This window comes from Trujillonella humicola (assembly GCF_046233715.1).
Classification (GTDB): domain Bacteria; phylum Actinomycetota; class Actinomycetes; order Mycobacteriales; family Geodermatophilaceae; genus Trujillonella; species Trujillonella humicola.
On sequence record NZ_JBJNRJ010000043.1, the window covers coordinates 19,143 to 43,419 of the forward strand.

General features: G+C 76.1%; 25 protein-coding genes and 1 riboswitch. Of the genes, 4 read left to right on the forward strand and 21 right to left on the reverse strand.

Annotated features, from left to right (window positions below; genetic code table 11):
- Positions 1-6: 6 nt before the first annotated feature.
- The 11 genes from ACK586_RS18500 to ACK586_RS18550 all read right to left on the reverse strand — a co-directional run bounded on the left by ACK586_RS18500 (position 7) and on the right by ACK586_RS18550 (position 10,305).
- Positions 7-876, reverse strand: coding sequence for an NAD-dependent epimerase/dehydratase family protein (locus ACK586_RS18500; RefSeq protein WP_409331968.1), 870 nt, complete (start codon positions 874-876; stop codon positions 7-9).
- Positions 873-1,964 carry a mandelate racemase/muconate lactonizing enzyme family protein gene (locus ACK586_RS18505; protein WP_409331969.1) on the reverse strand — a complete coding sequence of 364 codons (1,092 nt, stop codon included), beginning with the start codon at positions 1,962-1,964 and terminating at the stop codon, positions 873-875. The genes ACK586_RS18500 and ACK586_RS18505 overlap by 4 nt, the downstream gene beginning before the upstream one ends.
- Entirely contained in the window at positions 1,961-3,127 is a 1,167-nt protein-coding gene (locus tag ACK586_RS18510) for a hypothetical protein (RefSeq protein ID WP_409331970.1), read from the reverse strand. The genes ACK586_RS18505 and ACK586_RS18510 overlap by 4 nt, the downstream gene beginning before the upstream one ends.
- Positions 3,128-3,213: 86 nt before the next feature.
- Positions 3,214-3,804: a helix-turn-helix domain-containing protein gene (locus tag ACK586_RS18515; RefSeq protein WP_409331971.1), complete on the reverse strand. Its 591-nt coding sequence runs from the start codon at positions 3,802-3,804 to the stop codon at positions 3,214-3,216.
- A 30-nt stretch (positions 3,805-3,834) separates the two neighbouring features.
- Positions 3,835-4,809: an isopenicillin N synthase family dioxygenase gene (locus ACK586_RS18520; protein ID WP_409331972.1), complete on the reverse strand. Its 975-nt coding sequence runs from the start codon at positions 4,807-4,809 to the stop codon at positions 3,835-3,837.
- Positions 4,810-4,984: 175 nt separating this feature from the next.
- Positions 4,985-6,109 carry a homoserine O-acetyltransferase MetX gene (gene metX / locus ACK586_RS18525; RefSeq protein ID WP_409331973.1) on the reverse strand — a complete coding sequence of 375 codons (1,125 nt, stop codon included), beginning with the start codon at positions 6,107-6,109 and terminating at the stop codon, positions 4,985-4,987.
- A 15-nt stretch (positions 6,110-6,124) separates the two neighbouring features.
- A complete protein-coding gene (locus ACK586_RS18530; RefSeq protein WP_409331974.1) occupies positions 6,125-7,417 on the reverse strand; it encodes a bifunctional o-acetylhomoserine/o-acetylserine sulfhydrylase in 1,293 nt (430 codons plus the stop codon).
- A 43-nt stretch (positions 7,418-7,460) separates the two neighbouring features.
- A riboswitch (SAM riboswitch) is annotated at positions 7,461-7,576 on the reverse strand.
- 53 nt (positions 7,577-7,629) lie between these two features.
- Positions 7,630-8,130: an Rv3103c transmembrane domain-containing protein gene (locus ACK586_RS18535; protein ID WP_409331975.1), complete on the reverse strand. Its 501-nt coding sequence runs from the start codon at positions 8,128-8,130 to the stop codon at positions 7,630-7,632.
- Positions 8,127-9,023, reverse strand: coding sequence for a mechanosensitive ion channel family protein (locus ACK586_RS18540; RefSeq protein ID WP_409331976.1), 897 nt, complete (start codon positions 9,021-9,023; stop codon positions 8,127-8,129). Before ACK586_RS18540 ends, ACK586_RS18535 begins: the two co-directional genes overlap by 4 nt.
- Positions 9,024-9,103: 80 nt before the next feature.
- Positions 9,104-9,907: a thioesterase family protein gene (locus ACK586_RS18545; protein WP_409331977.1), complete on the reverse strand. Its 804-nt coding sequence runs from the start codon at positions 9,905-9,907 to the stop codon at positions 9,104-9,106.
- 17 nt (positions 9,908-9,924) lie between these two features.
- Positions 9,925-10,305, reverse strand: a complete 381-nt coding sequence (locus tag ACK586_RS18550) for a hypothetical protein (RefSeq protein ID WP_409331978.1) — start codon at positions 10,303-10,305, stop codon at positions 9,925-9,927.
- 125 nt (positions 10,306-10,430) lie between these two features.
- Between ACK586_RS18550 and ACK586_RS18555 the strand changes: the two genes are divergently transcribed.
- Both ACK586_RS18555 and ACK586_RS18560 read left to right on the forward strand, forming a co-directional pair.
- Entirely contained in the window at positions 10,431-11,384 is a 954-nt protein-coding gene (locus tag ACK586_RS18555) for an EamA family transporter (RefSeq protein ID WP_409331979.1), read from the forward strand.
- 86 nt (positions 11,385-11,470) lie between these two features.
- The gene (locus tag ACK586_RS18560; protein ID WP_409331980.1) at positions 11,471-12,427 is read left to right on the forward strand and encodes a siderophore-interacting protein; all 957 of its coding nucleotides are present in this window, start codon (positions 11,471-11,473) and stop codon (positions 12,425-12,427) included.
- A gap of 10 nt (positions 12,428-12,437) precedes the next feature.
- Here ACK586_RS18560 and ACK586_RS18565 read toward each other — a convergent pair whose 3' ends face one another.
- The 7 genes from ACK586_RS18565 to ACK586_RS18595 all read right to left on the reverse strand — a co-directional run bounded on the left by ACK586_RS18565 (position 12,438) and on the right by ACK586_RS18595 (position 18,655).
- Positions 12,438-13,280: an ABC transporter ATP-binding protein gene (locus ACK586_RS18565; protein WP_409331981.1), complete on the reverse strand. Its 843-nt coding sequence runs from the start codon at positions 13,278-13,280 to the stop codon at positions 12,438-12,440.
- Positions 13,277-14,368 carry a FecCD family ABC transporter permease gene (locus ACK586_RS18570; protein WP_409331982.1) on the reverse strand — a complete coding sequence of 364 codons (1,092 nt, stop codon included), beginning with the start codon at positions 14,366-14,368 and terminating at the stop codon, positions 13,277-13,279. Before ACK586_RS18570 ends, ACK586_RS18565 begins: the two co-directional genes overlap by 4 nt.
- Positions 14,365-15,435: a FecCD family ABC transporter permease gene (locus tag ACK586_RS18575; protein WP_409331983.1), complete on the reverse strand. Its 1,071-nt coding sequence runs from the start codon at positions 15,433-15,435 to the stop codon at positions 14,365-14,367. Before ACK586_RS18575 ends, ACK586_RS18570 begins: the two co-directional genes overlap by 4 nt.
- A 114-nt stretch (positions 15,436-15,549) precedes the next feature.
- Positions 15,550-15,951, reverse strand: coding sequence for a DUF2237 family protein (locus ACK586_RS18580; protein WP_409331984.1), 402 nt, complete (start codon positions 15,949-15,951; stop codon positions 15,550-15,552).
- A 7-nt stretch (positions 15,952-15,958) separates the two neighbouring features.
- Positions 15,959-16,681 (reverse strand): mycothiol-dependent nitroreductase Rv2466c family protein, encoded by a 723-nt coding sequence (locus ACK586_RS18585; RefSeq protein ID WP_409331985.1) that lies wholly within the window; start codon positions 16,679-16,681, stop codon positions 15,959-15,961.
- A 93-nt stretch (positions 16,682-16,774) separates the two neighbouring features.
- Positions 16,775-17,752, reverse strand: coding sequence for a hypothetical protein (locus tag ACK586_RS18590; RefSeq protein ID WP_409331986.1), 978 nt, complete (start codon positions 17,750-17,752; stop codon positions 16,775-16,777).
- A gap of 87 nt (positions 17,753-17,839) precedes the next feature.
- Positions 17,840-18,655, reverse strand: a complete 816-nt coding sequence (locus ACK586_RS18595; RefSeq protein WP_409331987.1) for a hypothetical protein — start codon at positions 18,653-18,655, stop codon at positions 17,840-17,842.
- Between the two features lie 237 nt (positions 18,656-18,892).
- On the opposite strand from ACK586_RS18595, the gene ACK586_RS18600 reads away from it, so the two are divergent.
- Positions 18,893-20,896, forward strand: coding sequence for an acetoacetate--CoA ligase (locus ACK586_RS18600; RefSeq protein ID WP_409331988.1), 2,004 nt, complete (start codon positions 18,893-18,895; stop codon positions 20,894-20,896).
- A gap of 18 nt (positions 20,897-20,914) precedes the next feature.
- On the opposite strand, the gene ACK586_RS18605 is transcribed toward ACK586_RS18600, so the two are convergent.
- The 3 genes from ACK586_RS18605 to ACK586_RS18615 are packed head-to-tail and all read right to left on the reverse strand — an operon-like array spanning position 20,915 to position 22,781.
- Positions 20,915-21,616 (reverse strand): NUDIX domain-containing protein, encoded by a 702-nt coding sequence (locus tag ACK586_RS18605; protein ID WP_409331989.1) that lies wholly within the window; start codon positions 21,614-21,616, stop codon positions 20,915-20,917.
- The gene (locus ACK586_RS18610; protein WP_409331990.1) at positions 21,613-21,984 is read right to left on the reverse strand and encodes a DUF4406 domain-containing protein; all 372 of its coding nucleotides are present in this window, start codon (positions 21,982-21,984) and stop codon (positions 21,613-21,615) included. Before ACK586_RS18610 ends, ACK586_RS18605 begins: the two co-directional genes overlap by 4 nt.
- A complete protein-coding gene (locus tag ACK586_RS18615) occupies positions 21,981-22,781 on the reverse strand; it encodes a DeoR/GlpR family DNA-binding transcription regulator (protein ID WP_409331991.1) in 801 nt (266 codons plus the stop codon). Before ACK586_RS18615 ends, ACK586_RS18610 begins: the two co-directional genes overlap by 4 nt.
- A gap of 146 nt (positions 22,782-22,927) precedes the next feature.
- Between ACK586_RS18615 and ACK586_RS18620 the strand changes: the two genes are divergently transcribed.
- Positions 22,928-24,193, forward strand: coding sequence for an acyl-CoA dehydrogenase family protein (locus ACK586_RS18620; protein ID WP_409331992.1), 1,266 nt, complete (start codon positions 22,928-22,930; stop codon positions 24,191-24,193).
- The last annotated feature ends 84 nt before the right edge of the window (positions 24,194-24,277 follow it).

The window sequence follows — 24,277 nt, forward strand, 5'->3', positions numbered from 1 at the left end:
ACGCCGTCAGGCGGGGAGGACGTCGCGCCAGCTGCGGGTCGGCCGCCAGCCGAACAGCCGCTGCGCCTTGGCGCTGCTGATCGCCGAGGCGTCGGCGCGCGGCAGGTCGCGGACCTCCAGCCCGGGGTGGACGGCGAGGGCGGCGGCGCGCAGGTCCCGGCCGGTGAAGTTGTCGGCGGCCGCGGCGCACACCACCTCGTGCCCGGGGGTCGGCGTCTCGACCGCGGCGACGACCAGGTCGGCGAGGTCGGCCACGTCGACGTAGGACCAGAACATCGGGCTGTGCAGGGCGGGGTCGGCCAGGAACGGCCCGACCGAGGTCGCGTAGGTGTCCGGTGTCAGCACCCAGGTGGGCCGCAGCGAGACGGCGGTGCAGTCGCTGCGGCGCACCAGCGCGTCGCAGAGCAGCTCGGAGACCTGCTTGGACAGCGCGTACGGGTCCTCCGGCGCCTCGGGGTGCTCCTCGTCGATCGGCAGGTACGCCGGCGGGGCGGGCTCGCGGGCCCAGGTGATGCCGCAGACGCTGTCCGAGGAGAGGTTGACCAGCCGCCGGACCCCGCCGACGGCGCACGCCCCGGTCACGTGCGCGCTCATCGCCACGTTGGTCGTGAAGACCACCGCGTCCGGGTGCAGCCCCGGGCGGGGGATCGCCGCCGCGTGCACCACCGCGTCCACGTCGCGGACGACCGACAGGGCCTGCCCGGCGTCGGTGAGGTCGGCGCAGACGTACGGGGCGGCACCCGGCGGCGGGTCGTGGTCGGGCTGTCCCAGGTCGGTGCCGGTGACCCGGTGCCCGCGCGCGGCCAGCGCCCGCACGGCCGCCGCGCCGACCTTGCCCCGCGCGCCGGTGACCAGCACCCGCAGCGGCGCGGTCACCGGCCCAGCCGGTGCGCGGCGAGCCAGTCGTCGTCGAGCGCCACGCCGAGCCCCGGGCCGGTCGGCACCGGCAGGGCGCCGTCGACCAGGGCGTCGATGCCGGAGCCCGGCAGCAGCGGGTCCAGGTGGTAGGGGAACTCGACGACGTCGACGGCCGCCGACGAGCCCGCCACGTGCAGGTTGGCCGCCATCGAGACCAGGCCGCCGTGGTGGTGGCAGGCCACCCGGGCCCCGCGATCGCCCGCCGTCCGGGCGATCGACCGGGCCGCCTCGATGCCCCCGGCGATCGCGGCGTCCGGCTGCACGACGCTCATCTCCCCGGCGACGAGGGCCGACAGGGCGGCGTCCGGTGAGGAGAAGTGCTCGCCGTAGGCCAGCGGGACGGCGACCCGGCCGGCCAACCGGGCGATCGCCTGGTGCTGGTCGTGCGGCAGCGGCTCCTCGAACCAGGTGACCCCGACCTCGTGCAGCCGCTCGGCGATCGCGACGGCCTGCGGCAGCGTGAAGAACTCGCTGCCGTCGACGGCGATCTCGACCTCCGCGCCGAGCAGCCCGCGCAGGTCGGCGAGCACGTCCACCGCCCGCCGCCAGTCGAGGCCGACCCGCATCTTGACCATGTCCACGCCGCGGTCGAGCAGCGGGCCGAGCCGGTCGGCGTGCTCGGTGGCCGGGCCGGACTCCAGGAACGGGCTGCTGCCGACGTAGACCCGGATGCCGTCGCGCACCCGGCCGGCGAGGTCGCTCACCGACCGGCCGGCGGCCTGCGCGACCAGGTCGGCCAGCGCGATCGCCACCGCGCTCCGGGCCTGCCCAGCCACCCCGCGGTCCCCGAGCGTCCGCCGGGTGGCCCGGTGCACGCCGTCCAGCAGCGGCTCGGGCGCGGTCAGCTCCGCGCCGAGCAGCAGCGGTGCGTACACGTCGTCCACCACCGCGGCGACCACGGTGGGGTGGGAGACGCCGAAGCTGTCGCACGCCTCCCCGAACCCGACCAGGCCCTCGTCGGTGGTCACCCGGACCACGAAGAAGGTCATCGTCTGCTGCAGCGTGGTCAGCCGCAGCGGGAACGACTCGATGCCGGTGATCTTCACCCGGCGCTCGGGCTGACGAAGGAGGACGGGTCGTAGGCGATGGACTCGTCGATGAACTCGTTGGTGTAGAGGTCCTCGGCGGTCAGGTCCTCGGCCAGCTCGGTGCCCAGGTCGGCGAAGACGCCGGTGAGGAGCTCGGTCATCTCCGCCATCCGGTCGGGGTCGAAGGAGCCGAGGACGCCGTCGGGCCCGTTGGCGACGATCCCGTCGTCGTTCAGCGAGTCGGTGATGGCGTCGGCGCGCTCGGGGGTGATCTGGAAGAACTGGTCGATGTCGGTGAGGTACTGCGAGATCGCGGTGTTCACCGGCTCCGGGTCGGCCATGTAGTCGACCTGCCCCTGCTGCAGCAGCGGCACCAGCTGGGCCAGGCAGCCGGCGTTCTCCTCGACGCTCTCCGGGACCCCGGCCCACGCCGAGGGGTAGATCCGGTACCCGGCGTCGTCCAGGGAGAGGTAGTCGATCTCCCGGGCGAACTCGGGGACGTCGTTGACCAGCCGCCACGGCTCCTGCGTCACGTAGCCCTGCATGACCACGTCCTCGCCGACGACCAGCCGGGTCAGCGAGCCGTCGAAGGACCCGTCGAGCTGGTCGGGCCGCACCCAGCCCTGCTGGACGAGGTAGTCCATGTAGGTCTGGCCCTCGAAGTAGAGGACCGTGGCATCGCTCTCGGCGATCTGCTCGAAGGAGTCGAACGAGTACTTCTCCGGGTCCCACAGCAGGATCTGCGGGGTGATCTGCAGCGGGGTCACCACCGCCCGGGTGGGCAGCTCGGCCGACAGCCGCACCGACTCGTCGGTGTCGACCATCCCGAGCATGATGTCTCGGTCGGAGTACAGCAGCGCGCTGTTGGTCTGGAAGCCGATGAACGGGCCGCCGGCGCGGATCTCGACGGTGACCCGGTCGTCGGCCAGCGCCGGACCGCGGTAGACGCCGGCGTCCGGGTCGGGCTCCGCCCGCTCGTGGTCGATCAGCTGGTAGGCGGCGGAGTGCTCCGGCTCGGGGAACCAGTTGGTCTGCAGGACGACGGTCGCCGGGCAGTCCGAGAGGGCGCCGTCGCCGCCGACGGCCTCGGTCGAGCCCTCGTCGTCCGAGCCGCAGGCGGCGAGGGCGAGGACGCCGGCGAGGGCGGCGGCCGGGACGGCACGGGATCGGTGCGGGCGCATGGGGGCTCCCCGGGACGGCGCGATATTGACCTGGTCAATGTCGCGGCGAGAGGTTTCCCCCGGATGTCGGCGAGGTCAGGTCCTCGTCACCGTTGGCCGGCCTGCACGACGAGGACCCGCGCGGGCCCCGGTCCGAGGGTGCGGAAGCGGTGCGGGACCGCGCCGGAGTAGTAGAGGCAGTCCCCCGGAGCGAGCTCGCGCAGGCCGTCGTCGTGCAGGTCGACCTCGATCCGGCCGTCGAGCACGTAGATCAGCTCGGCCCGCTCGTGGGCGAAGTAGTCGTCGAAGTCCGGGCTGGTGACCGTGAACTCCAGCGGGAGCAGCTCCGCGCGGCCCTGGACCAGCGACCGGGTCGAGCCCGCCGCGTGGTGGACGGCGGTGCCCGCCCCGGCGCGGACCAGGCTCACGCGCGGGCCCTCCGGCCCGTCCCCGTCCCCGGCCCCGTCCCCGGCGCCGTCCCCTGCCATCAGCGCCGGGGTCGTCGTCCCCAGGGACCGGGCCAGGCGGTGCAGCGAGGCCATGCTCGGCTGGGCCCGTCCGCGCTCCAGCTGGCTGAGGAAGGGCTGGGAGAGGCCGGCCCGCTCGGCCAGGGCGACCAGGGTGAGCCCCTGCCGCAGGCGGCGGTCGCGGATGCGCCGGCCGAGTCCGTCGTCGTCCGCCCCGCACCCGCCGGCCACGCGCCCATCGTGCCGCACCGGGGATGCCGGTCAGCCGATCGCGATGGACTCCAGCCGGGAGCGCAGGAAGCCGCCGGCGGTCACCGGCTCGTAGTCGGTGGGGCCGGCGGCCGCGGTGGGCAGCGGCTCCACCACGACGTCGGGGTCGGCCTCGTGGAAGAACACCAGCGACAGCAGCTCCTCGGTCGGGATGCCGGCCGGCGGCGGCAGCACCCGGTGCATCGTCGAGCGCCACCGGTCACCGGTCCAGCGGGCCAGCAGGTCTCCGGTGTTCACCGTGAGCGCCCCGGGCACGAACGGCGCGTCCACCCACTCCCCGGCGGGCGTGCAGACCTGCAGGCCACCCGCGCCCGGCTCCCGGTCCAGGATCGTGAGGGTGCCGAAGTCCGAGTGCGGCCCGATCCGGAACTGGCCGTCGGCGACCGGGCCCACCGCGGCCCGCGGCGGGTACCAGTTCAGGTTCACCGACCAGGGCGGCGCGGCGCAGCGGGAGGTGAAGAAGTCCGCGGGCAGCCCGAGCGCCGTGGCGAACACCTCGAGCAGGTCGTCGGCCAGGGCGCCGGCGGCCGCGGCGAACGCCTCGCCGGCGGCCCGGAGGCCGGGCAGCTGGCGGGGCCACACGTTGTGCCCGTACCAGCCCGCCTCGAGGGTGCCGGCCAGCCGGGGCGGGAGCGCGTCGGGCCCGAAGGTCCAGGACTCCTTGAGGTCCGGTGGGGTGTCCAGGCCCTCGGAGGCGCCGTTGGACTCCGCGCCGGGCGGGATCCAGCCACGGCCGCCGACCCGGCAGGCGTGGCGGACCTTGGCCTCCACCGGCAGGGCGAAGAAGCGCCGGGCCTGGGCGCGGACACCGGCCAGCAGCTCCGGCCGCAACCGGTGCCCGGTGACCAGCAGGAAGCCCACCTCGGCGAGCGCCCGGTCGACCCGGTCGGCGACCCGTGCCCTCCCGGCGGCGTCCCCGCCGTACCAGTCGGTCAGGTCGACGAACGGGACGGTGGGTTCGGGCACGGGGGTCTCCTCGCGGACGGCGGTGCTGCCCCGCGATCGTGCGCCGCTCGTGTTGCCGCCCCGTTGACGCAGCGAGACCCCTGCGTTGCGACCGGCGCCGGGCCGCGCGAGATCTGCACACTCGGCGCCATCAGCGCCTGATGCCGACGAGTGTGCAGATCTCGTCGAGGAGGCCTCAGGTGCCGAGGAGCTCGCGCACCAGCGCGCCGACGGCGTCGATCTCGATGAGGAACCCGTCGTGGCCGTAGGGGGAGGAGATCACCCGCAGCGGGACGCCGAGGCCGTCGGCCACCCGCCGCTGCAGCTCCAGCGGGTACAGCCGGTCGCTGTCGACGCCGGCGACGACGGCCCGGGCGGTCACGCGGGCCAGGGCCGCCTCGACGCCCCCGCGGCCGCGGCCGACGTCCCAGGTGTTCATCGACTCGGTGAGCACCACGTAGCTGCCGGCGTCGAAGCGGGCGGCCAGCTTGTCGGCGTGGTGGTCGAGGTAGGAGGCGACGGCGAAGCGGCCGTCGTCCTGCACCACCTGGCCGAAGCGCTCCTCCAGCTCCAGCGCGCTGCGGTAGGTGAGGTGCGCGATCCGCCGGGCCACGCCGAGCCCGGCGACCGGCCCGGGACCGGGCAGGTGGTCGCCGCCGGCCCAGGCGGGGTCGCTGCGGATCGCCGCCTGCTGCGTGGTCTGCGTGCCCAGCTGGTCGGCGGTCACCGCCGCCCCGGAGGCGAGGAAGACCAGACCGCCGACGCGGTCGGGGTGCGCGACCGCCCACTCCAGCGCCCGCATGCCGCCCATCGAGCCGCCCGTCACCGCGGCCCAGCGGCCGACGCCGAGCGCATCGGCCAGCGCCGCCTCCACCGCGACCTGGTCGGCGACGGTCACGGCGGGGAAGCGCGAGCCCCAGGGGGCGCCGTCGGGCGCGGTCGAGGACGGGCCGGTCGTGCCCTGGCACCCGCCCAGCACGTTCGCGCAGACCACGAACAGCCGGTCGGTGTCCAGCGGCGCGCCCGGCCCGACCAGGCCGTCCCACCAGCCCGGGGTGGGGTGCCCCGGGCCGGCGGGCCCGGCCGCGTGGCTGTCGCCGGTCAGCGCGTGCTCGACCAGCACCGCGTTGCCGCCGTCCGGGGCGAGCGTCCCCCACGTCTCGTACGCGACCCGGACCCCGGGCAGCACCCCGCCCCGCTCCAGCGCGATCGGCCCGTCCAGGTCGAGGAAGAGCCGGTCCCCGACCGGGTCGCCGTCCCGCCAGCCGCCGGGGCGCGCGAGGGTCCGGGGCGCGCGCCCGGCGTCCCGGACCCCGGTCACCTCACGCCTCCCCGCTCACGACGACTTGGCGGCGCGGAAGCCGGCCTCCAGGTCGGCGAGGATGTCGTCGATGCCCTCCAGGCCGACCGCGAGGCGCACCAGGCCCGGGGTGACGCCCGTGGTCAGCTGCTCCTCGGGGGTCAGCTGCGAGTGGGTGGTCGACGCCGGGTGGATCACCAGGCTGCGGACGTCGCCGATGTTGGCCACGTGGCTGTGCAGCTCGAGCGCGTCGACGAACCGCTTGCCGGCCTCCACCCCGCCGTGCAGCTCGAACGTGAGCACCGCGCCGGCGCCGCGCGGGGCGTACTTCTGCTGGGCCGCGTGCCACGGGGAGGACTCCAGCGCGGGGTAGTTCACCCGGTCGACGGAGTCGTGCCCCTCGAGGAAGCGGGCCACGGCCAGGGCGTTGGAGACGTGCCGCTCCATGCGCAGCGACAGCGTCTCGATGCCCTGGACGACGAGGAACGCGTTGAACGGGCTGATGGCCGGGCCGAGGTCGCGCAGCAGCTGCACCCGGGCCTTGAGCGCGTAGGCCGGGGCGCCGAGGTCGGCGTAGACGACACCGTGGTAGGTCGGGTCGGGCTCGGTGAACCCCGGGAACTTGCCGCCGGTCCAGTCGAAGTTCCCCGAGTCGACGATCAGCCCGGCGATGGCGGTGCCGTGGCCGCCCAGGTACTTGGTGGCCGAGTGGACGACGACGTCGGCGCCGAACTCGATCGGCCGGATCAGGTACGGCGTGGCGATGGTGTTGTCGACGATCAGCGGCACGCCGTTGCGGTGCGCGACCTCGGAGACCGCGCTGATGTCGAGGATGTCGCCCTTGGGGTTGCCGATCGTCTCGGCGTAGAAGGCCTTGGTGTTCTCCCGGACCAGCGACTGCCAGTTCTCCGGGTCGTCGGGGTCCTCGACGAAGGACACCGTGACGCCCAGCTTCGGCAGCGAGTGGTGCAGCAGGTTGTAGGTGCCGCCGTACAGCGACGCCGAGGCCACGACGTGCGACCCGGCCTCGGCGATGTTGAGGATCGCCAGCGTCTCGGCGGCCTGGCCGCTGGAGACGGCGAGCGCGGCGACGCCGCCCTCGAGCGACGCGACCCGCTGCTCGAGCGCGTCCTGCGTCGGGTTCATGATCCGCGTGTAGATGTTGCCCATCTCGGCCAGCGCGAACAGGTCGGCGGCGTGCTGGGCGTCGCGGAACTGGTAGCTGGTCGTGGCGTAGATCGGCAGGGCGCGGGCGCCGGTCGTCGGGTCGGGGCTCGTGCCGGCGTGGATCTGCCGGGTCTCGAAGCTCCAGCTCTGCGGGTCGGTCATGCGCCGGTCTCCTCTCGGTCGGGAGACCCGGCGGCGCACCGGAGACTCCGTCTTGCCGGGCGGCGGGCGCCGTCCGACCGGCTCTTCCCCTGGAGCACCTCGGACGGAGTAGAGGTTGCCGGGCAGCCAGCCAGGTGCTTGTCACTGCCTCTCGTGAGCCACCTCAGAACATAACGCCCCACGCGCCCCGCCCGGTACAGGGGTCGGACGGATCAGCCCGTCGGCGAGGGCCCGCCGGTACCCGTCGGCGTGCCGGTCCCTCCCGGTTCCGCGGGGGTCCCCGTGGGCGTGGTGGGCGCCCCGGTCGGCACCCCGGTCGGATCCGTCGGCTGCCCGTCCTCCTCCTCGGCGCCCTCGCCGGTGCCGGTCGGGGTGGGTGCCGGCGTCGTCGTCGTGCCCGGAGCGGGCGCCTCCGTCGTCGGCGCGGTCGTCGTGGGCTCGGTCGGCGTCGGGTCCAGGGGCGCGGGCACCACCGGCACCTCGCCGGTGTCACGGGCCGGCGAGGTGCCGGTCGTCTCCGGCCGGACGTACAGGTAGAGGATCCCGAGCGCGACGAACAGCACCGCCAGGACGACGGTCGACGTGCGAGCGCGCCCCAGCCGGCGCGGGATCGCGGCCCACCAGCGGCGCGGTCCCTCGGCGGGGGCGGTGCTCACCTGCGGTGCGGGGGCGGTGGGCCGGGTCCCGTCCGCGCGCGGGCGGTCGGCGCTCACCGCTGCTCACCGGCGCTGAGCGCGCCGGGCTCGGCCGAGCCGTCGGAGGCGGTCGGCGGTGGCACGCTCAGGCCCTGCCGGCGGAAGGCGAGCACCACCCGGGCACGCAGGTCGCGGCCGACCTCGAACTGCTTGCCCGGCAGGGTCCGGGCGACCATCCGCACGTTGACCTCGTCCAGACCGAGGCTCTCCACGCCCATGACCGACGGCGGGTCCAGCAGCAGCGGGTGCAGGCGCGGATCGTCGAAGGCCTCCCGGCCGACCGTCCGGAGGATGTCGTTGACCTGGTTGACGTCGACGCTGGCCGGCACCGGGACGTCGACCACCGCGCGGGCCCAGTCCCGGGAGAGGTTCACGACCTTGACGATCTGACCGTTGGGCAGCGTGACGACCTCGCCGTCGGGCGAGCGCAGCCGGGTGACCCGCAGCGTGACGTCCTCGACGGTGCCGGTCGCCGGGTCGCCGCCGCCCACCACCTGGATGGAGACGACGTCGCCGAAGCCGTACTGCCGCTCGGTGATGATGAAGAAGCCGGCGAGCACGTCCCCGACGATCCGCTGGGCGCCGAAGCCGAGGCCGACGCCGAGCACCGTGGCCGGGGCGACCAGCCCGGTGACCGGGACGCCCAGGCGGTCGAGCACGAAGAAGACCGTGACCGCGTAGATCAGGACGACGAGCGTCCAGGTGATCACCTGGGTCAGCGAGTGCCGGTGCTTGGCGGCCTCGGAGCGCACCAGCGCGTCACCGCCGGTGGACCGGCGGTCGATGCTGTCGGTGATCTTGCTGCCGGTCCAGGCCACGAAGCGGGCGAGCAGGACCGAGGCCAGGATGATCAGCACGATCTCCAGCCCGCGGCCGGCGAGCCACTCCAGCAGGTCCTCCAGCGGTTGCACGCCGGTCCTCTCAGCAGTCGGGTACGCCGTCGTCCACCCTCCCGCCCTCCCGCCGAAGTGGCCACTCCGGCGGGAGGCGCTCAGCGGGGTTCGACGAACAGCGAGGCCGCGGAGCGGCCGATGCGGCCGGTGGTGTCGAACAGGTCGGCGAAGCACTGCGCCACCCCGCCGGGCCCCAGCGAGCTGGTCGCGTCCATCGCCAGCCACTCGCCGGCGGGCTGCCGGTACAGCGACACGGTGAGGTCGACGTTGGCGAAGGTCGCCCGCGCCCAGTCCTGCTCGGCGGAGATGCCGCTGGCCGCGTCGGTCATCACCAGCAGGTGCTCCAGCGGCGTGATCGGCTCGCCGGCGACCAGCGGGACCAGCGGCCGGGTCCAGGCCGCGGCGGGACCGGGGGAGTCGAAGGAGCCGGCGGTGAACCGCCACTCCAGCGCCCGGTGGTAGGCGACGTCGGTGCGGAAGACCCCGGGGACCTCGGCGCGGCCGGCGTCGGGGCCGGTCGGGTGCGGCGCGTCCGGGGCCAGGACGTCGACGGGGGAGACTGGGCGGGTGCGCATCCGCCAGGCGGTGGCGCGCATCCGCGCCACGCCGCCGGCCGAGAGGGTGGCCTCCACGAGCTCCACCCGCCGGCCGGGGCGCAGCACCCGCCCGCCGACCCGGACCGGGCCCACCGGCACCGGCCCGAGGATGTCGAAGGCCAGCCGGACGGTCTGCGCGCCGGGCACGGTGCCGGTCCGCTCGACCTCGCGGGCGAGCAGCGCGGCCGGTGGGCCGGCGTGCTGGACGTCGTCCTCCCAGGGGCCGATGGTGAGGGCGGTGGCCAGGAGGTCCTCGCCGCCGGGGTGGCGGCCGTCGGGGAGGTAGAGGGCAGGGGGCAGGTCCACCGCGGCAGTGTCGCCGGTCAGGCGGTCGGCCCGTCGCGGCGGGCCAGCCACAGCGCGGCCCCGACCCACGCCGCCGCGGCCAGCGTGGCGAGCACCCAGATCCAGCGCAGCGGTTCCCCGGCGGTCGACAGCACGAGGAGGACGGCGACCACGAGGACCGCGCCGGAGAGCGTCAGGGACCGCAGCAGGACGTCGACCGTCCCGGGCCCGGGGACGGCGACGAACACGACGACGGCGACGACGAGGAGGAAGGCCGCGAGCGCGGCCAGGAACACCGAGGCGACGCCGTACTGCGCCGGCAGCGCGATGCCGGCCAGCCCGAACAGGACCGCGGCCAGGGCCAGGAGCAGGAGCGTGCGCCGCCGGCGGGGCGACCACGGCGGGCGCGGGTAGGTCACGGGTCGAGGGTCCCTGCTGCCGGCGCGCGGCGCATCAGCCCACGGGCCGGGACACGGGCGCACCCGACGGGCGGCTCGCCGGGGCGGTAGGGGGCACGGGACAGGACGGGGACTACATTTCCGCGGTGCCCACCGCCGTCCGTCCCGGGCTCGGCTACGCGGCGACGATCGGGGCGGCTGCCCTGTTCGGCGTCAACGGGACCGTGTCCACCCTCGCCCTGCAGGCCGGTGTCGAGCCCACCCGGCTGGTGGCGCTGCGCTGCGGCGGCGCCGCCCTGGGTCTGCTCGCGCTGCTGGCGGTGCTCGCCCCGGACCGGTTGCGGCTGACCTGGCGGGAGGTCCCGTTCCTCGCGCTCTTCGGCGTGGTCGGCGTCGCCCTCACCCAGTTCCTCTACTACGTGGCCATCGACCGGCTGCCGGTCGGGATCGCGCTCGTCTTCGAGATGACCGCCCCGGTGCTCATCGCGCTGTACGTGTGGCTGGTGCGCCGCGAGCAGGTGCGCAGCCGGCTGTGGGCGGCGCTGGGGCTGTCGCTGTCGGGGCTGCTGCTGGTCGCGCAGGTGTGGGAGGGCGGCGGGTCGCTGTCCGCCACCGGGGTCGCCGCCGCGCTGGGTGCCGCGGTCTGCCTGGCGACGTACTACCTGATGGGGGAGCGGGGGACGACGAGCCGCGATCCGGTCGCGCTGACCTGCTTCAGCTTCGTCGCCGCGGCCCTGTTCTGGTCGGTGGCCGCACCCTGGTGGGAGTTCGACGCCGGCGTGCTCGCCGAGCCGGTGCCGGTCTCGGTCGGCTCGCTGGAGGTGCCGCTCGGCGTCCTGGTGGGCTGGATCGTCGTGTGCGGGGCGATCCTGCCGTTCTGGCTGTCGATCGGTGCGCTGCGGCACCTCCCGCCGACGACCGCCGGGCTCGTGGCCACCGTGGAGCCGGTGTTCGCGTCGGTCGTCGCGTGGCTGTGGGTCGAGCAGGTGCTGACCGGCTGGCAGGTGCTGGGCGGCCTCGTCGTCCTCACCGGGATCGGCCTGGCCCAGACCGCGCGATCGGTCCCCGAGCCCGCCGTCCCCGAGGTCGCGCCGTCCTGAGCGGGGTTCCCTCCACGGCCCGCGGCAGGTTAGCCTCGCCTAACACGCCGTCCGGACCGGGGCCGGCCGAGGAACGGGGACCGCTCGTGACCACCACCCAGGCCACCGCCGAGGTCGCCACCGCCCAGGCCGTGCCGGTGGAGGCGCCGGGCTGGCGCTTCTTCGACACGGTCGTGACCGCGACCCGCCGCCTGGGACCCAGCACCGTGCGCCTGACCCTCGGCGCCCCGGAACTGGCCTCCTTCGGCGTGGCCGGGAACGACCAGCGGATCAAGTTCGTCCTGCCCCGGCAGCCGGGCACCGACGTCATGGAGCTCCTCGTCCCCGGGCCCGAGTGGTACACCGCCTACTGCGCGCTGGCTGACGACGTCCGCCCCCACCTGCGCACCTACACGGTCCGGGCGGCCCGGCCCGACCGTGCCGAGGTGGACGTCGACGTGGTCCTGCACGGGGTCGAGGACGGCCACGCCGGGCCCGCCGCCACGTGGGCAGCCGGCGCCGTCCCGGGCGACCGGCTGGTGCTGCTGGGCCCCGACCGCCCCGGCACGGGCCGCATGTGGGGAGTCGAGTGGGCGCCGCCGGCGACCGCGCACACGCTGGTGCTCGCCGCCGACGAGACCGCCGTCCCCGCCGTCGGCGCGATCCTCGAGGGGCTGGCGCCGGGCCGCCGCGTCGCGGCGCTGCTCGAGGTCCCCGAGCCCGGTGACGAGCAGGCGCTCGACGTGCCCGACGGCGTCACGGTGCGCTGGCTGCCGCGCGCCGGCCGGGCCCGCGGCGAGCTGCTCGTGCCGGCCGTGCAGGACGCGATGCGCGAGCTCGGCATCGCCCGCCCCGAGGTGCACCAGGACGTCGAGGACGTCGACGTGGACGCCGGGCTGCTGTGGGAGGTCCCCGAGGTCGACGGCACCGCCGGCTGCTACGCCTGGCTGGCCGGGGAGGCCGGCGTGGTCAAGCGGCTGCGCCGGCACCTGGTGACCGACCTCGGGGTGCCGCGCAACGAGGTGGCGTTCATGGGCTACTGGCGGGTCGGCGTCGCCGGCTGACGGGGCGGCGTCAGCGCAGGCGGCGGACCGGCACCACCATCGGCGTCCCGGCCACCGGGTCGGGCACGATGCGGGCGTCGAGCTCGAAGACGTCGGCCATCAGCTGCTCGGTGAGCACTTCTGCGGGCGTGCCGGACGCCACGAGGACGCCGTCGCGCATCGCCACCAGCCGCCGCGCGTAGCGCGCCGCCAGGTTCAGGTCGTGCAGGACGACGACGACCGTGCGCCCGCGCTCGGCGTGCAGCCGGGCCACGAGCTCCAGGACGTCGATCTGGTGGGCCAGGTCGAGGTAGGTCGTCGGCTCGTCGAGCAGCAGCAGGTCGGTGCCCTGCGCCAGCGCCATGGAGATCCACGCCCGCTGCCGCTGCCCGCCCGACAGCGCCTCCACCGGCCGGTCGGCGAGCTCGGTCATGTCGGTCCAGGCCAGCGCCTCGGCGACGGCGTCCTCGTCCCCCCGGGACCACTGGCGCAGCCAGCTCTGGTGCGGGTGGCGGCCCCGCGCGACCAGGTCGGCGACGGTCAGCCCGTCGGGGGCGACCGGCGTCTGAGGCAGCAGGCCGAGCACCTTGGCCACCTCGCGCGTCGGCGTCCGGGCGATCGACCGACCGTCGAGCACGACCTCCCCGGCGGTGGGGCGCAGCAGCCGCCCCAGCGCCTTGAGCAGGGTGGACTTGCCGCAGCCGTTGGGCCCGACGATGGCGGTGAACGAGCCGTCGGTGAGCTCCAGGTCGACGTCGTGGACGACGACGCGTTCGTCGTAGCCCAGGCGGACCGCCTCGGCCGCGAGCCGGACCGGTCCGTCCGGTGTCGCGGTGGCGGGGGCGGTCTCGCTCGCCGTCAGGTGTGCGGTCACAGCGTCGATCGCCGCCTTCCACGGAGGAGCAGGTAGATGAGGTAGGGCGCCCCGACGATGGCGGTGAGGATGCCGACCGGCAGCGCCGCGGGCAGGACGGTGCGGGTGAGCAGGTCGGCCGAGACGACGAGCAGCGCGCCGAGCAGGCCGGAGGCCAGCAGCGGCGGCCGCGAGCCGCCGGTCAGCCGGACGGCGATCTGCGGGACGACGAGCGCCACGAACGCGATGGGGCCGGCCGCGGCGACTGCGGTGGCGGTCAGCGCGACGGCGATGAGCACGACCACCGCCTGGGTGCCGGCGAGGCGGACGCCGAGCCCGCGCACCGTCTCGTCGCTGAACTGCAGGACGCCCAGCGCGCGCGATGCGGCCAGGGCCAGCGGCACCAGCACGAGCAGCGACAGCGCCAGCGGGACGGCGTGGTCCCAGGTGCGGGCGTTGAGCGAGCCGGTGATCCAGACGTAGGCGGCCGCGGCGTCGTAGATCTCCGCGCGGGTGAGCAGGTACTCGACGGTCGCGCTGCCGAGCGACCACAGGGCGATGCCGACGAGGACCAGCCGGAAACCCTCGATGCCCGCCCGCCAGGCGAGCACGAACAGCAGGGACCCGGCCACCAGCGCGCCGAGCAGTGCCGACAGCGGGATGCCCAGGCCGCCGAGGAGCTGACCGGTCGTCGTCGAGCCGCTGAGGACGATGGCCGCGACCGCGCCGACGGAGGCGCCCTGGGTGATGCCGAGGACGTCGGGGGAGGCGAGCGGGTTGCGCGCGAAGGTCTGGAACAGCGCGCCCGCGATGCCCAGTGCCAGCCCGACGAGCAGGCCGACCACGATCCGCGGCGCCCGCAGCTGCAGGACGATGAACTCGGAGCTGCCCTCGCCGAGCCCCACCAGCGTGCGCAGCACCTCGGCCACGGGGATCGGGAAGTCGCCGCGGCCCAGGCTCACGGCCGAGACGAGCACGAGCGCGGCCGCCGCGGTCAGGGGGACGACCAGCTGCCGCCAGCGGATCCGCGCCGAGGCCGGCCCGATGCGCACGACCGTCGTGCCGCGGCGGGCCGGGACGGTGGCCGGGCGCTCCTGCGTGGCGGTCACGGCCCGGCCAGCCGGCGCCGCCGGATCAGCGCGATGAAGAACGGCGCGCCGACGAAGGCCAGCACGATGCCGACCTGCACCTCCCCGGGCCGGGCCAGGATCCGGCCCAGGACGTCGGCCGACAGCAGCAGGACGGCGCCCATCAGGGCGGAGCCGGGGACCAGCCAGCGGTGCCGGGCGCCGGTGAGGGCCCGCACGACGTGCGGCACGACCAGGCCGACGAAGGCGATGGGGCCGCAGGCGGCGGTCGCCGCGCCGCACAGGAGGGTCACGCCGGCCAGCCCGACCAGCCGGGCCAGCCAGATGCGCTGACCGAGGCCCCGGGCGACGTCCTCGCCGAGGCCGAGCAGGTCGAGCGCCGGGGCGTTGACGAGGGCGAGGACCAGGCCGGCGACGATGAACGGAGCGACCTGGCCGGCGATGCCGGTGTCCCGGCCGGCCAGCGAGCCCACCACCCAGAAGCGGTAGCCGTCGAGGGTCCGCTGGTCGCTGACGAGGATGGCCTGCACCAGCGCGTAGAGCAGCGCGGTCACCGCGGCGCCGGCCAGGGCGAGGGTCACCGGGGTGGCCCCGCCGCGCCCGGCCGAGCCGAGGGTGAAGACGACGACGCTGCCGGCCAGGGCGCCGGCGAAGGCGAACCACACGTAGCCGGCGGGAGTGCCGATGCCCAGCAGCCAGATGGACAGGACGACGGCGAACGACGCGCCGGCGGTGACGCCGAGCAGGCCCGGGTCGCCCAGCGGGTTGCGGGTGTGGCCCTGCGTGAGCGCGCCGGCCGCGCCGAGGGCCATCCCGACGAGGATCCCCAGCACGGTCCGCGGGACCCGCAGCTCGCGGATGATCACCGCCTCCTCGGTGCCCAGGCCCGGGGTGGTCAGCGCCTCCCACACCGCGCCGAGGGGGATGGGCCGCGAGCCGACCGCGATGCTCGTCCCCGCCGCGACCACCAGCAGGGCCAGCAGGACGAGGAGCGTGGTCGCTCGGCCGCCGGTCCCCCGGAGCAGTCCGCGGCGCTGGTCGGCGACGGCCGCGGCCGCCGGGGCCTGGGCGTCGGTCACGGCGCTCACGGCGGCTCCCGGGCGGACGGCGACACGGATCCTGATCAGGGAAGGCTCACCTTACTGGCGGGGTGCCGCTCGCGGCACCCCCGGGGACGACCGGGCCGGCCCCGGCGGCCCCGTTCAGCCGAGGCCGCTGATGTCGTCGGGGACGTCGACGGCGTGCTGGCGCAGCGCGGCCAGGGGGACGACCTCGAGAGCCCGGGCGTTGGTGGCCGCCAGGACGACACCGGCCGCCGCCCCCGCCTGGTAGGCCTGGAGCCAGCGGACCGCCACCACGCACCAGCGGTCGCCCGGTACGAGGCCGGGGAAGCCGTACTCCGGCCGGGGGGTCGTGAGGTCGTTGCCGAGCTCGCGCTGCAGGTCCAGGAACTCGGCCGAGACGACCGCGCAGACGGTGTGCCGGCCGAGGTCGTCGGGGCCGCTGCGGCAGCACCCGTCGCGGTAGAAGCCCGTCATCGGCTGCGTGCCGCACGGTTCGAGCGGCCCGCCCAGCACGTTGCGCTCGTCGCCCGGTCCGCTCACCGCCCGGTCACCTCCGTTGCCGCCGGCTGCCGCCGTGCCAGTCCTCCTCCTCGCCCACCTCGCCGGGTCCGACGCCGAGCGCGAGCAGCTGCGGGCGCTCGCGCAGGCTCCGCTTCAGCTCGGCGAACCCGGGGAAACCGGCCAGCCCGACGACGTGGTCCCACAGGGCGAGGGCGTCCTCCTCGTCGGGCAGGCGGCTGATCACCGGCCCGAAGAACGCCGTCCCCCCGGGTGGCCGGAAGTGCAGGATCGGCGTCCCCACGTCCCGGCCGGTCAGCCGCAGCGCCTCGTCGGTCTCGGCCTGCAGCACGGCGTCCCACGACGGGTCGTCGAGCGCTGCGGCGAGCCCGGCGGGGAGGCCGAGCTCCGCGAGCACGGGGCCGACGAACTCCGGAGTCCCGGCGGCGCCGGCCGCGGGTCGCTCGGACCCGGGCACGGAGAAGATCCGCGCCCCCAGCGCGCGGTAGAGGCGGTCGACCGCCTCCGGACCGTGCTCGTCCCGGACGCGCGCTGCCACGCGGAGCAACCGCAGGCCGTCGGTGTGCCCGGCCTCGTAGTCCGGCGGGAACTGCGCGGCGTAGTCGACGTGCGCGTTGAGCAGGCGCAGCGAGACGAAGCGCCACTCCACGACGTAGCGCCGACGCGCGGCGACGATCCGGACCCACTCGCCGGTCAGCCAGGCGAAGGGGCAGACCGGGTCGAAGTAGAAGCGCAGGTCGGCGTCCGCCACCGGTGGACCGTAGCGCCGGACGCGCCCGGCCGCCGGGCGTACCGGCACCGGCGGCCGGGCCCACGCGGAGCCCGGCCGCCGGCCTCGACGCCGTCAGTCGCCCGCGGCCCGCTCCGGTCGGCGGCGCAACCCGACCACGGTGCCCAGCCCGGTGACCACGCACAGCACCGCGACGAGCAGCCAGGACGCGACGTCGGCGCCGGTGTACGCGAGCCCGCCGACCGGGGCCGCGGTCGGCGCCGATCCGGCCGGGGTGCCGCCCGACCATGCCGCCGCAGCGGGGGCCGCCGGCCCGCCCGGGGTACCCGGGTGGCCGGGGACGCCCGGCGCGCCGGGGCCGCCGGGCTCGTGGGGCGTGGCGGGCCGGTCGGGCGTGCCGGGCTGCTCCGGGCCGCCGGGGTCGGTCGGCCCGCCGGGGTCGGTCGGCCCGCCGGCGGTGCACTCGCCCGAGCCACCGCCGAGCAGCCCGATCCCGGTGCCGCAGACGGTCACCGGCAGGTCGACGTCGATCCCCGGGCCGCCGGAACCGGGGCCGCCGGAACCGGGGCCGGCCGTGCCGGGCGTGCCCGGAGCGGAAGTGCAGCCCCCGGCGGCGTCGCCGAGCAGGCCGATCCCGTTGCCGCACACCGTGACCGGGACGGAGACGCCGAGCAGGCCGCCGTCACCGCCGGGCGGGGTGGGCGCGGTGCCCGACGCGGTCGCGTCGCCGAGCACGCCCGCGGCGTTGCCCGCGACGACGACCGGGACGGACACGTCGGCCGGCGCGGCCGCCGGTGGGGACGCGGGCTCCTGCTGGGCGTTGCCGCCCAGCAGCCCGACGCCGTTGCCCCCGACGGTGACGGGCACCGACACCGACACCGCCCCGAGGTCGACGCCGAGATCCGCCTCGAGCGCGGGCAGGGGGACGCCGGGGCCGGGGACGTCCCCGAGCACGGCCAGCGCGTTGTCGGTCACGGTGACCGGCACCGAGACGTCGAGGCCGTCGTCCGCGGACGCGACCCCCGTCCCGACGGCCCACAGGCCGCCGGTGAGCAGCGCGGCCTCCAGGCCGCGACGGATCCAGGTGTGCATGCGAGTACCTCTCCTGACGAGTGGGTCCCCGGTCCCGGCGGGACGGGGGATGGCGCCGTGCCGGCACGAGGGCCGGCGGCGCCGCACTCAGTCGGGGGAGGTGGCGGGGTCCGCCCCGGGCGAGGCGGGCAGGTCGCGGTCCTGCGGACGGGCGAGCGCCGCGTCGGCGCTCCCGGGCACCGGCGCGGAGCAGGGGAGGGCCGCGGGGGGCTGGTCGGCGCCGCCGGCGCCGGACCCGGCGCCCGTGCCCGGTCCCGGGACGGCGGGGGTGCCGGCCGTGAGCGGCAGCGGCGGCGCGACGGGCGCGGGGGAGCCGCCGACCACCGCGGGCGGCTCCTGCCCACCCGCCGCCGCGCGTTCGGCCGGCGCGGCGGGGGCCGGCGCGGCGGGGGACGGCGTCGCGACGACCGGCGCGGCCTCCGCGGCGGGAACGGTCCCGGCGGACGGCGCGGCAGCGCCCGGCGGCGGGGCGTCCGGCGGCTCCGGGGCGGCCGCCGGCGGGGCCTCGGTCGACGGGACGCCGCCCACGAGGTCGACCACGGGCGGGACGACGACGTCGACCACCGGCGCCACGGGCGTCCGGTCCAGCAGGTCGACCACGGGTGCCGTCGCCGACCGCACGACGGGGGCCAGGACGTCGTCCACCACCGGACGGAGCGCGGGCGGGGCGATTGCCGCGACCGGCGGCACGGCGTCGAGCACGGGCGCGACGACCGCGTCGACCACGCTCGAGACCCCGGGGAGCACGCCGGTGGACGGGCGCTCCGCGGCCGAGGCCGGCTGCGTCGCCGCCAGGTGCCCCGCGATCCAGAGGCCGGCGCCCAGCGCGGTCACCGCGAGGCCGCGGGCGGCGAGCCGGCGCAGCAGGGCACGCCGCACGCCCGCACCGCTCTCCGCCGCCATGACCGACCTCTCTGCGTCATCGGATCACTCCACAGAGTGGGACAGGCGGCGGCGGGTGGGCGAGCCGGAACGCGTCCCCCGATGGGCTGGTCCTCGCCGCGGCCGGTCACCGTGGGTCACGCGCACCGGGCGCGGCTGTGCCACGTGAAACGTCCGGGACGGGGGTGGCAGGGTGCGGATCCGGAACGTGCGCGCCGCGGCACCGGCCGCACGACGCACCGACGGCGAGGAGGCCGCGTGACCGAGCACGACCCCGACGTCCTCTGGCGGCCCACGCCCGGGTCCATCCGCGCCACCCGCCTCGCCGACTTCGCCGCGCGGGTGCAGCGGCGGCGGGGGGTCGACCTCGGCGACCCGGCGGACTACGACCGGCTGTGGAACTGGTCGGTCGGGCACCTCGAGGCGTTCTGGGCCGAGGTCGCCGACTGGAGCGGTGTCCTGCCCGGCGTGCCGGACGACCGCGTGCTCACCCGGCGTGCGATGCCGGGCGCGGAGTGGTTCCCCGGGACGACGGTCAACTACGCCGAGCAGGCCCTGCGGCACGGCGGCGACGCGTCGCCCGCGCTGATCGCGGTGACCGAGGAGGTGCTGGCCGGGGAGGCCGAGCCGGTGGAGATCGGCCGGGCCGACCTGCGCCGGCGGGTCGGCGCCTTCGCCGCCACGCTGCGCCGGCTCGGGGTGCGCCGCGGCGACCGCGTGGCCGGCTACCTGCCCAACGTGCCCGAGGCGGTCGTCGCCTTCCTCGGCGCGGCCTCGATCGGCGCGGTCTGGTCCTCGTGCGCACCGGACTTCGGCACCCGCAGCGTCCTCGACCGGTTCGCCCAGATCGAGCCGACGGTGCTGGTCGCGGTCGACGGCTACCGCTTCAACGGGCGGGCGCACGACCGGCGCGAGGTGGTCGCCGAGCTGCGGGCCGCGCTGCCGAGCGTGCGGACGACGATCGCCGTCCCCCGGCTCTTCCCCGGTGAGCTGCCCGCCGGCGGTCACGGCGAGGTGCTGTCGTGGGCCGACGCGGTGGCCGACGCGCAGGAGCCGGTGTTCGAGCCGCTGCCCTTCGACGCGCCGCTGTGGATCGTCTACTCCTCGGGCACCACCGGCCTGCCCAAGGGCATCGTGCACGGTCACGGCGGCGTCGTGCTCGAGCAGCACAAGCAGCTGGCGTTGCACGGCGACGTCCGCCCCGGGGACCGCTTCTACTGGTACGCCTCGACCGCCTGGATCATGTGGAACATCGCCACCTCGGCGCTGCTGGTCGGCGCGACGGTGGTGGTCCACGACGGCGCACCGGCGTACCCGTCGGTCGACGCGCAGTTCGCCCTGGCCGAGCGCACCGGGGTGACCTACCTGGGCACCAGCGCCGGCTACCTGACCGCCTGCGAGAAGGCGGGCATCCGGCCCGGGGAGCGCCACGACCTCTCCCGGGTGCGGGCGATCGGCTCGACGGGCTCGCCGCTCCCGGCGAGCACGTTCCGCTGGGTCTACGACGCCGTCGGCCGGGACGTGTTCCTGGGCTCGCTGTCGGGCGGCACGGACGTCGCGACCGGCTTCGTCGGCAGCTCCCTGCTCCTGCCGGTGACCGCCGGCGAGCTGCAGCGGCCGATGCTGGGTGTCGCGGCCGCCGCGTGGGACGAGCGGGGCCGGCCGGTCGTCGGCGAGCTGGGGGAGCTGGTCGTCACCGAGCCCATGCCCTCGATGCCGCTGCGCTTCTGGGCCGACCCCGACGGCAGCCGCTACCGGGAGGCCTACTTCGAGCCCTGGCCGGGGGTCTGGCGGCACGGCGACTGGCTGGAGGTGACCGAGCGCGGCACCTGCGTCATCACCGGCCGGTCGGACTCCACGCTCAACCGCGGCGGGGTGCGGATGGGCACCGCCGACATCTACGCGGCCGTCGAGTCGATCCCGGAGGTCGCCGACTGCGTGGTGCTGGGCGTGGAGCAGCGCGACGGCGGCTACTGGATGCCGCTGTTCGTGCAGCTGGCCCCTGGCCGCGACCTCACCGACGACCTCGTCGCCCGCATCCGGGAGGCGATCCGCACCCAGGCCAGCCCGCGGCACGTCCCCGACGAGGTGCTCGCCGTCCCCGGGGTCCCGCACACGAGGACCGGAAAGCGGCTGGAGGTGCCGCTCAAGCGGCTGTTCCAGGGCGTGGACCCGCGGAAGGCGGTCAACGCCGGCGCGGTCGACGACCCGTCGCTGGTCGACCACTACGTGGCCCTGGCACGCGAGCGCGGCACCCGCTGACGGAGAGGGGATCTGGCGTCACGCCGCCGGATCTCCTCCACGGGAGAACGGGCCGTGCAGCACCGCCCACTGCAGCAGCATGATCGTCTTCGCGTCCGCGATCCGGCCGTCGCCGACCATGGTCAGCGCCTCGTCGACGCCGAGCTCCAGGACCTCGATGTCCTCGCCCTCCTCGGCCAGCCCGCCGCCGGCCGAGATCCGGTCCGCGGGGGTGTACGGCGCGGCGAAGAAGTGCAGCCGCTCGGTGACCGAGCCCGGGCTCATGAAGACGTCGAACACGTGGGTGAGCCCGCCGACGGCGACGCCGAGCTCCTCCTCGGCCTCGCGGCGGATCGCCGACTCGGGGTCCTGGTCGTCGAGCGGGCCCGCGGCCGCCTCGACCAGCAGCCCGTCCGGGTGCCCGTTGACGTAGGCGGGGTAGCGGAACTGCCGGGTGAGGAGGACGGTCCGCCGACCGGTGTCGTACAGCAGCAGCGTGGCGCCGTTGCCGCGGTCGTAGGTCTCCCGCCGCTCGGTGGTCCAGCGGCCGTCGCGGCGGCGGTGGTCGAAGGTGGTCCGGCGCAGCACGTGCCAGGCGCTGGCCACCAGTTCCACGTCGCGGACGACGACGTCGGGGTTCCCGGTCAGGTCGCGGCCGGTCAGGTGCAGCCCGGTCCGCCCGCGGTCGTCCGGGACGTCGACGCCCCGGACGCCGACGGTCCCGGCGTCCACGGCTGTCACCGCGCCACCCCCGGCACCTCGTCCAGGCTGCGGTAGACCGCGGCGCCGCGGGCCCGGGCGAGCGCGACCATCTCGTCGGAGCCGGCCGAGGTGCCGGGTAGGCGCAGCACCGCGTCGCAGCGGGCGACGAGCCGGCGGCCCACGGGGTGGAACACCTCGTCGAACGCGGCGTCGCCGACCCGGGTCGACCCGGCCAGCGCCGCGAGCGGCAGGGCGAGGTCCTCGCCGTTGACGGCGAGGTGCCCGGCGCGGAAGAGCGCGAGGCAGGCCTCCTGGATCGCCCGGTGGTTCGCCGCGATCAGCGCCGGATCGTCACCGGTGCCCCCGCGGTAGGGCCCGGCGACCAGGATCAGCAACGGCTCGTTCACGAGGACACGACCTCCACACCGGCGGATTCGAGCGCGGCGAGGGTGTCCTGCGCCGCGGGGGAGAGCTGGGGGTCCCGCGCGCTGGGGTCGGTGACCAGGCGGCCGACCGCGGCGAGGGGGGCGACGGCGGCGAACGCGCGCACGCCGAGCTTCGCGGCGTCGGCCACCACGAGGGTGGACCGGGCCGAGGCGAGGCCGGCCTGCTTGACCGCGGCGTCCTCGAGCGTGAACTCCGACCAGCCGGCCTCGGCGCTGACCGCACCGATCGACATCACGAACAGGTCGAAGGTCAGCTGCCGGAGCACCGATGCGGTGAGCGGCCCCGACAGGCTCTGCTCGCCGGGCCGGGACTCCCCGCCGACCACGAGCAGGCGGACGCCCGGCCGGTCGGCCAGCGCCGCGGCGACGGGCAGGCTCAGCGCCGCGACGGTCAGCGGGCAGTCTCCGGTGGCGGCGCGGCCGGCCAGTGCGCGGGCGACGTGCACGGTCGTCGTCCCGGCGTCGAGCAGGACGGTGGATCCCGGCTGGACCAGCCCGGCCACCACCCGGCCGAGCCGGTCCTTCACCCCGGTCTGCCAACCGGCCCGGGCGGCGAAGCCGGCCGCGCTCTCCGGCTGGGCGACCGCCACGGCGCCGCCGCGGACGCGCTCGACGAGCCCGCGCGCCTGCAGGGCGTCCAGGTCCCGGCGCACGGTCATCTCCGACACGCCGAGACGGGCGGCGAGGTCGGCGAGCGAGACCCGGCCGCGGTTGCGCACCAGGCGGAGGGTCACGTCGAGCCGGTCGGGGAGCACCACGGGACGATTCCTACCATCAAGCTGTTAGATCTGTGAAGTATGTGTGAGATGCGTGGTGTCGATCACGATCACGGGTGGCCGTGCCGCGCGGCGGGAACGCCCTCCGGCCAGAGTGATTCCCGACGCCGGCCGAGCAGGGAGCGACGATGACGTCGAGCGAGAGCGCCACCGGGGGCACGACCGACCTGAAGGAGGCCCGCCCGCCGGACCTCCCGCCGCCGTGGCACACGCCCGAGCGGGAGCGGCTGCAACTGCAGGCGCGCCGGTTCGCGATGGACGAGGTGCTGCCGGTGGCCGACGAGCTGGACCCGAAGAAGGGGCTCATCCCCGCCTCGCTGCTGCAGCGGCTCGCCGAGCTGGGCTACTTCGGCATCACCGTCCCGGCCGAGGACGGCGGCCTGGGCCTGGGCGTCTTCGAGTACTGCATGGTGTCCGAGGAGCTGGCCCGCGCCTGGATGAGCACCGCCAGCATCCTCGCCCGCGCGCAGGGGCTGGGGACGTCGCTGGCCGACGCCGGCCGTCGGGCGGAGCTGCTGCGCCGCAGCGCGCGCGGCGAGTGGATCGGGGCGATCGCGCTGTCGGAGCCCGACGCGGGGTCCGACCTCGCCGGGGTCTCCACGCGCGCCGTGCTCGAGGGCGACGAGTGGGTCGTCACCGGGCGCAAGCGCTGGTGCGGCAACGCCGAGGCCGCCGACTTCATCCAGGTGCTGGTCCGGGAGCGCGACCCCGAGGAGGGCGAGCCGCGCTCCCGCGGGCTGCGCACCCTGCTGCTGGAGAAGGAACGGGGTGCCTTCCCCGAGGGTCTGTCCGGTTCCCCGATCGACAAGGTCGGCTACCACGGCTTCCTGACCTGGGACCTCACGTTCGACGGCGTCCGGATCCCGGCGGAGAACGTGCTCGACGACGCCAACGCCGCCGGCGGCGGAGGAGACGGGTCGGCGCGCGCCGGCATGCGCAAGGCCAAGGAGTTCCTGGACACCGCCCGGGTGCACACCGCCGCCCGCGCCGTCGGCCTGGCCCGCGCGGCGCTGGAGGACTCGGTCGTCTACCTGCAGGAGCGCGAGCAGTTCGGCCACCCGATCGCCGACTTCCAGGCGCTGCGCTTCGCCGTCGCCGAGATGGCGTCCCAGATCGAGCAGAGCCGCGCCTTCTACCGCCAGGTCGCCCACCTGCTCGACGTGGGGGTCCCCTGCGACCGGGAGGCCGCCATGGTCAAGCTCGAGGCCACGGAGATGGCCGTCCGGGTCACCAACCAGGCCATGCAGCTGCACGGTGGCAACGGCTACACGACCGAGCGCCAGGTCGAGCGCCACTGGCGCGATGCCCGGCTGACGACGATCTTCGAGGGGACCAGCGAGATCCAGAAGCGGATCATCAGCGACCGGATCCTGCCCCGCTCACCCCTCGCGTGACCGGAGTGGGGGGGGGGGGGGGGGGGGGGGGGGGGGGGGGGGGGGGGGGGGGGGGGGGGGGGGGGGGGGGGGGGCGGGGGGGGG

Excerpts from the sequence above, each read along its gene's own strand:
- ACK586_RS18510 (WP_409331970.1), bottom strand. The coding sequence starts at position 3,127 with ATGCGCCCGCACCGATCCCGTGCCGTCCCGGCCGCCGCCCTCGCCGGC.
- ACK586_RS18595 (WP_409331987.1), bottom strand. The coding sequence starts at position 18,655 with ATGGCGGCGGAGAGCGGTGCGGGCGTGCGGCGTGCCCTGCTGCGCCGG.
- ACK586_RS18530 (WP_409331974.1), bottom strand. The coding sequence starts at position 7,417 with ATGACCGACCCGCAGAGCTGGAGCTTCGAGACCCGGCAGATCCACGCC.
- ACK586_RS18590 (WP_409331986.1), bottom strand. The coding sequence starts at position 17,752 with ATGCACACCTGGATCCGTCGCGGCCTGGAGGCCGCGCTGCTCACCGGC.
- ACK586_RS18620 (WP_409331992.1), top strand. The coding sequence starts at position 22,928 with ATGACGTCGAGCGAGAGCGCCACCGGGGGCACGACCGACCTGAAGGAG.